This is a genomic window from Pseudoalteromonas sp. RB2-MNA-CIBAN-0110, from assembly GCF_040309305.1.
Classification (GTDB): Bacteria; Pseudomonadota; Gammaproteobacteria; order Enterobacterales; family Alteromonadaceae; genus Pseudoalteromonas; species Pseudoalteromonas arctica.
Window position 1 is genome coordinate 1 of sequence record NZ_JBEOOQ010000276.1, and the last position, 247, is coordinate 247.

At 40.1% G+C, this 247-nt stretch carries 1 protein-coding gene; it reads left to right on the forward strand.

Annotated elements, in window-relative coordinates; all coding sequences use genetic code 11:
* A partial coding sequence (locus tag AAEY68_RS21480; RefSeq protein ID WP_502935723.1) for an ACP S-malonyltransferase occupies positions 1-247 on the forward strand: 247 nt, incomplete at both ends.

Sequence of the window (247 nt, forward strand, 5' to 3'; positions counted from 1 at the left end):
CCATTAATGTCGTTAACAATGTTGATGTGGCCATGCCGACAGATTCACAGGCAATTAAAGATGCATTAGTGCGTCAGTTATATTGCCCAGTGCGTTGGAGCGAGTCTGTTGAATTTATGGCGACACAAGGTGTTACAAAATTAATAGAGTGTGGACCGGGTAAAGTATTAACCGGTTTAACAAAAAGAATTAATAAATCGATATCCGCTCAAGCGGTCAATGATGTTGCTTCATTTGCAGCATTAGT